The organism is Thioclava dalianensis (assembly GCF_000715505.1).
GTDB lineage: Bacteria > Pseudomonadota > Alphaproteobacteria > Rhodobacterales > Rhodobacteraceae > Thioclava > Thioclava dalianensis.
On record NZ_JHEH01000073.1, the window covers coordinates 1 to 4661 of the forward strand.

At 63.0% G+C, this 4661-nt stretch carries 7 protein-coding genes; 6 read left to right on the forward strand and 1 reads right to left on the reverse strand.

Translation table 11 applies throughout. The features are described from left to right. Window positions 1-237, forward strand: a 237-nt coding sequence (locus DL1_RS20355; protein WP_345938834.1) for a helix-turn-helix transcriptional regulator, incomplete at its 5' end; no start/stop codon positions are given. Window positions 238-509: 272 nt separating this feature from the next. Here DL1_RS20355 and DL1_RS20360 read toward each other — a convergent pair. Beyond that, a complete protein-coding gene (locus DL1_RS20360; protein WP_038070142.1) occupies window positions 510-1088 on the reverse strand; it encodes a hypothetical protein in 579 nt (192 codons plus the stop codon). A gap of 132 nt (window positions 1089-1220) precedes the next feature. Between DL1_RS20360 and DL1_RS20365 the strand changes: the two genes are divergently transcribed. The 5 genes from DL1_RS20365 to DL1_RS20385 form a co-directional block, all read left to right on the forward strand. Next, on the forward strand, window positions 1221-1535 hold the full coding sequence (locus DL1_RS20365; protein WP_008335576.1) for a hypothetical protein: 315 nt from the start codon (window positions 1221-1223) through the stop codon (window positions 1533-1535). Beyond that, the gene (locus tag DL1_RS20370) at window positions 1495-2172 is read left to right on the forward strand and encodes a lytic transglycosylase domain-containing protein (RefSeq protein ID WP_236016733.1); all 678 of its coding nucleotides are present in this window, start codon (window positions 1495-1497) and stop codon (window positions 2170-2172) included. The genes DL1_RS20365 and DL1_RS20370 overlap by 41 nt, the downstream gene beginning before the upstream one ends. Window positions 2173-2188: 16 nt before the next feature. Further along, window positions 2189-2470: a TrbC/VirB2 family protein gene (locus DL1_RS20375; RefSeq protein ID WP_038070146.1), complete on the forward strand. Its 282-nt coding sequence runs from the start codon at window positions 2189-2191 to the stop codon at window positions 2468-2470. A gap of 15 nt (window positions 2471-2485) precedes the next feature. Then, a complete protein-coding gene (locus DL1_RS20380) occupies window positions 2486-2764 on the forward strand; it encodes a VirB3 family type IV secretion system protein (protein WP_038070148.1) in 279 nt (92 codons plus the stop codon). Further along, window positions 2739-4661: VirB4 family type IV secretion/conjugal transfer ATPase (locus DL1_RS20385; protein ID WP_211250657.1), on the forward strand; the 1923-nt coding region annotated here is incomplete at its 3' end. The genes DL1_RS20380 and DL1_RS20385, both read left to right, overlap by 26 nt.

Genomic DNA, 4661 nt, shown 5'->3' on the forward strand with positions numbered 1-4661 from the left:
ACTATTCTGCCCCCTCCGGCAACAGACCCCAACTTGCGGGACCGTGTAGCATTGAACATCCAGGACTTGAGACGCGCCCGCGGCCTCAGCCAGGAGGAGCTTGCTCATCGGGCCGATGTGAGCCGCGGCCATATGGGCAAGGTCGAGAACGCCAAGTTCGCGGCCTCCCTCGACCTTCTCGAACGCATTGCACGGGCGCTAAACGTCGATCCCGAAGTGCTTTTTGCGAAACGGTAGTCCGTTTCCCTAGGCTTTGATCCCACATCCCAACACGAAAGACAGATCGGCAAGAACAGTACGAGTGGCACGGGGTACATGGCGAAGAGAAAGACAGGCTGGCCCTTTCAGGAAGGGTTAATCATCGACGGAACGCAGGAAACACATGTGTTTACCGACTACCGTTGGAACGATGGATCAGTGAGCCGGCGCCAGTTGGTTGATCCGAACAGTTACGATGCCACGCGTGTCATCCTACGGCCGGTGTCACTCACACTGCCAGGCAGCGAAGATCAGTAAGAAAACCACTCCGAGTGGCCCATGTTGCCCTCGTAGTCACCGAATTCGACCATGATGCTGCGGGAGTAGAACTGCCAAAGGCCGCCACCGCTTGGGTAGGCAATCTCCTGCCCGCTTTCCGAGGTGAATGTCGAGGGCCAGGGCGTGTGGGATCCGTAGACCCGTTGGATATACCGACAAGTCCGGTTCTCGCGATCGCAGGAGCGGATCGACCAGTCCCACTGGCGCGGTTCGTCGCGCGGCTCGTAGGAGCGCCCGGTGAACCAGATCACATGGGTCCGGTTCAGCCATTCGTATTCCGGCAGGTTGGTGTCGAGCTCACCCTCTCCGCCGGGCCCGCCCAGCTCGACCGGCACATGGGCAAAGGTGCAGACCCCGAAGGGCGGCAGGCTCGGCCAGGGCGTGATCCGGCGAATCATCGTGCGATAGGCCCGTGCACAGACCGCGCTCGGGGGGAAACCGCCGGCCATGCAGAGCATGATGGCGCAGTCGATGTCATAAGCTTGCGCCTTCTCAGGGGCTCCGAACACCGCCATCACTCCGAACGCAGCTGCCATCGCCTGTCGTCTCATATCGCTCTCCCGCAAAAGTTGCGGCAACTATCGTGCAATTTGTATTTTTCTGCAATATGTCGTATTGACTCCATATGACTTTATGGCCTTAGTGTCGTGAAGTAGAAGGGCTCTCAACGGGAGAGTCCGAACATGCCGATAGCGCGCAACCAGATCCTGATCACCATCGATGGTGTCAAAGACCTGTCCGAGAAGGGCATCGCGTTCCGCTGCCGGTATGAACTCGTGGGGTTCACGGACGATGGCAAGCCGCGCTACCAGTGCATCTACCTGCGCGAGGGCGAGCCGGAAGCTATTCTTGTCTCGACCCGGATCACTCCGCACGGGCCCGAGCCGCGGTATTTCAACATATGGCCGGGGCTCTTCAAACATCATCTCGAGTTCGGTGACGGGCGCGATCTGCGCTTTGGTCCTGATTACAGCATCACCCTCGAGGAGCGCGGCTGACGTCATCGCCTTCGGCCGCGACGGCACGGCCCGGACTTCTGGCTGGACCTTTCATGGCGAACGACCTGCCTGGGCAGGGCTGGATGATAGCACTGAGGCCGAAGTCGTTCTGGCCTCGCTGGACGCCACGCCGCCTTCCAGTCGCGACGGCATCCTCTCCCTGATCCGGACAACTGCCGTCCGCCACCAGCGGAACCGTGCCCTGCGCCTAGCTGGTCTGAGTGCCGACGACTGGCAGTTCCTGTTCCGAGCACTGGTCGAGGCCGAAAGCAGCTACAACCCAACTGCCGTCAGCCCCAAGGGCGCCTATGGTCTCGGCCAGCTGATGCCAGACACGGCCCGCAGCCTCGGAGTCGACCCGCGCGATCCCTCCCAGAACCTCGACGGCGCCGCGCGCTACCTGCTCGCCCAGCTCGCCACGTTCAAGGACATCGACCTCGCACTGGCAGCCTACAACGCCGGGCCGCACAGGGTGGACGAATATTCCGGCATCCCCCCCTTCACCGAGACCCGCGACTACATCGCGCGCATCCACCGGATCCGGTCCCGGCTGGCGAGCACATCCGTTTCCGCGCCAAACGTCCGTGTCTCGACCCGCGTGCCTGCTCGCGCGCCCGCCCTCATCGATCTCCAGTAAAACAAGGGAACTTCGCATGCTTCGACATCGCCTCAGCCGCCTCTTGCCTGCCACCACAACCCTGGCGGCTTTCGCAACGCCCGCTCTCGCGCAAGACTTGTCACCGATCCAGACCATGCTGGAAACCGTCGAGGCCGCGCTGACCGGTCCGATCGGGATCGCGGTCGCCACACTCGCCGTCATCGGCACCGGTTTCATGTGCATGATGGGGCGGCTGAACTGGGGCTGGTTCGCCTCGGTCATCATCGGGATCGTGCTGATCTTCTCGGCCGGCACCATCGTTGACGGCTTCTCCTGAGAACCGAGTAGAGCAGTGGCAGAACGATCCCCCCTTTTTCTGGGCCTCGCCCGTCCGCCCAAGTATCTGGGTCTCCCTGTCGGATACCTCGTGGTTCTGGCGACTGGGGTCGTTCTGCCGTTCATCTGGACGAAGTCGATGGTCTTTTTCCTGATCGGGCTCGTCGCCTACCCGATCCTCTGGTTCGTCGCCGACCGAGAGCCGCATTTTTTCGAGGTGCTGCGCGTCTCCTATGGATCGGTGCGCCCGACGAAGAACCGGGCCCTGCATGGAGGCGACAGCTTTGGCGCTTGATGCGGGCACACTTTCCACTCACGGAACGGCACTCCTTCAGGTTGGCGGCGGGGCGTTTGCGCGGGAAAGCTATCTCGCGGAGCATCTGCCTTATTTCGCGCTCGCGGATGACGATGTCATGGTCCTGCGCGAAGGCGATCTCTTGGCGACCCTGCGCCTTAATGGTCTGAACCCGATGACTACGGAAGATGCCCGGCTCGATGCGCTCAAACGCGCGGTCGCCGCCATCGTCGCCCAGACCGGCAATGCCTTTGGCTTCTACATCCACCGCATCTCGGTCCCGCAGGATCTTGGGATGCGCGCGATCGAGGGGGACAGTTTCGCAGCCGCAATCGATGCGCGCTGGCAGGCCCATGTCAAAGACCTGCGCCCGGCCAAGCGCCAGCTCTACCTCAGCGTCATCCGGCGCCCCGACATCTCCGCCCGCATTCCGCTTCTGCGGGCGCTGGCCCGCAAGGCCTGGTTCAAGGACCGCGCGACGCGCATGCAGGAGCTGAACGAGGTCATGGGCTTCTTCGAGGTGGCCCTCGCTTCCGCCAACCCGGTCAGGCTCACCAAGGCGGGCGGCGAATGGCTGGGCTATCTCAATACGCTGAACGCTGGGGCATTCTCCCCCATCGCCTTCGGGCAAAGCGCCCTGCCCCTCTCGCACACCCTGAGCAATTGCCGCGCCACCATTGACGGCGACGTCGTCACCCTGACCGATGCCGTGACCGGCCGGGTAAAATACGGCGCGCTCTTCTCGATGAAGACCTATCCGGCGTTGACAGATGTGACGCTGCTCGATGCGCTCGACCTGCCGCTCGACATCGTGCTGACGAACTCCTTCAGCCCGATCCCGAACAATATCATGGCCGAGCGCATCCAGCGGATCATCCGCCAGATGCACGCCTCAGACGATGCCGCCGTCTCCCTGCGCGAGCAGCTTGGCCAAGCCGCCGACGATCAGGAGGCGGGGCGCATCGCCTTTGGCGATCATCACCTTTCCATCGCGGTCTATGCGCCGGACCGCGACACGCTCGAACGCGCCGCCGCCCAGGTCAAGCGCGTAGGCCAGGAGATCATGTCGGTGATCGTGCGCGAGAACATGGCGCTGAAGGCGACGTATTTCGCGCAGAGTCCGGGCAACTTCGGCTACCGTGCGCGCAAGACGCCGATCTCCTCGATCAACTTCGCGGATTTCGCAGCCCTCCATGGCAGCGTCGAGGGGCGTGTTCCGGACCAGTCGCCCTGGGGCCAGACCATCTCGGTCCTGCCGACGGTCGGCACCTCGGGCTATCGTTTCAATTTCCACGAGACGGGCAGTCCCGGCAAGGAACCGACCGTTGGCCACACCCTCGTCCTAGGCCGCACCGGCACCGGCAAGACGCTCACCACCGCCTTCCTCGCGGCACAGGCGCAGCGGGTCGGCGCGCGGCTTTTCTTCTTCGACAAGGATCGCGGGTTAGAGATGGCCGTTCGCGCCTTGGGTGGCCGCTACAACGAAGTCCGTGCCGGGGTGCCGTCCGGCCTGAATCCCCTTGATACCGAGATCGATGAGCGTGGGCGCGCCTGGCTCTCGGATTGGCTTGCGACACTTCTCACACGCAATGGAACCCTCACGGGCGAGCAATCCCGCCATATCCAAAGCGCGGTCTCGCAAAATGCCCATGCCGAGGGCTCGCTCCGGCGCTTCGCGAGTTTCGAGACGCTGTTTCAGTCGCTTGATGACAACGGCGAGCTGCAGTCCCGCGTCGCCGAATGGGCCCCGGGTGGGCGCTATGGCTGGGTCTTCGACGAGCCGGAACATGGTGCCGGGCTTGAACTGGCCTCCGACATCATCGGCTTCGACATGACCGAGATCCTCGACATGACCACCGAGCGGATGGGGCATCGTCAAGTTATTGACGCGGCTTGT